We start from the raw sequence: 1,172 nt of genomic DNA on the forward strand, positions 1-1,172 counted from the left end.
GTAAGCGTCAGCGTAACCCGTCACAAGATGGTGCGCGACGAGCTTTTCTGCGTCAGATCGGGACGAGACGATGTAGGGAAGACGGCCCTCTGGATCTCAGAATGAGCGGCCTTGCTCATGCCAATAGTGCCAGTCCGCGACCGCGACTCGAGTCGGCTTGTCGCCGCTCAACGGAGCGATTTGAGCCAGGGGCGCCACCACGTCGCGTTCTTTCCACCGAACCCAGACGAAGATTCCAACCCGACACAGGTCTTCATGAGCGAGTCCGGTGACGCAGACGTGTTCGCCCCTGGGCAGCGGCGAGGAGTCCATTGGCTTGCGAACGTTGGCCTCGAAGGGAAACGAGAGCTTTTCGTCCAGATAGCAGTACCACGACATCGCACACTCTTCCTCGGTATAAGCGTCGACGACGACTTCCATCTCGATGCGATGTTCACGTTCCGCGTTGAGTTTTGTCTTGGCCATGATGTCGTTTGATAATCTCGTCGGTTGGGACTACAGGTCGACGATATGGCGCAGCAGGCCAAAGGAAACGCGCCAGTGTCCTTCCGAATCTGTCACCGCGATCGACGCAGTCTTCGAATTCAGTCTGACGATGGTGCCAACGCGTTCGTTCAGGTGTTTGTCGGTGAATCCGACCGTGTCGCCGATGAAGAACTCCTCGCGTCTTGCGCGCGGTGGCGGTGCCGGTTCGGGATGAATCGGGGCGGCGCTGTCGGGAACGATCGCCGCGTACGGGATCGCCCAGTGGCGCCGGCTCAGGCTGTCCTGAACGACAGCTTGGGTATGGCGAAGCTCCGTAATGGTGCCTTGAGACGGAGGCCCCAACGGGTTGTCGCCGATATAGCTGACGGCCATGCCAAGGTGCAGACGTTGACGCACTTCGAGGATGCGTCGAGGGTCATCGAGCATTTTGCCGATGGCCAGATAAAGACGATACAACTCGGCGCTGGGCGCCTGTCGAAGCGTGTCGAGAATGTCCATAAATGTGAAGACGTTTAACGGGCGAGCGGCAGCAGTTCGTGCACGCGGTTGACAGGATACGACGGCAGCTTCTCGAGCGTATCCTTGAGCCACGCATACGGCTCAAAGCCGTTCAGACGAGCCGTGCCGAGAAGGGAGTACATCGTAGCAGCGGCTCGGGCGCCACGTGGCGAGCCCGCGAAGGTCCA

General features: G+C 59.6%; 3 protein-coding genes. All 3 read right to left on the minus strand.

All coding sequences use genetic code 11. The features are described 5' to 3' along the window. Positions 1-96: 96 nt before the first annotated feature. Entirely contained in the window at positions 97-465 is a 369-nt protein-coding gene (locus AWB81_RS43255) for a calcium-binding protein (protein WP_062644732.1), read from the minus strand. 30 nt (positions 466-495) lie between these two features. Then, positions 496-984, minus strand: a complete 489-nt coding sequence (locus AWB81_RS43260; RefSeq protein WP_062644734.1) for a hypothetical protein — start codon at positions 982-984, stop codon at positions 496-498. A 14-nt stretch (positions 985-998) separates the two neighbouring features. Further along, the coding region (locus AWB81_RS43265) for a transposase domain-containing protein (protein ID WP_235026265.1) at positions 999-1,172 on the minus strand (174 nt) is incomplete at its 5' end.

This window comes from Caballeronia arationis, assembly GCF_001544975.2.
Taxonomy (GTDB): domain Bacteria; phylum Pseudomonadota; class Gammaproteobacteria; order Burkholderiales; family Burkholderiaceae; genus Caballeronia; species Caballeronia arationis.

Excerpts from the sequence above, each read along its gene's own strand:
- AWB81_RS43255 (WP_062644732.1), bottom strand. The coding sequence starts at position 465 with ATGGCCAAGACAAAACTCAACGCGGAACGTGAACATCGCATCGAGATG.
- AWB81_RS43260 (WP_062644734.1), bottom strand. The coding sequence starts at position 984 with ATGGACATTCTCGACACGCTTCGACAGGCGCCCAGCGCCGAGTTGTAT.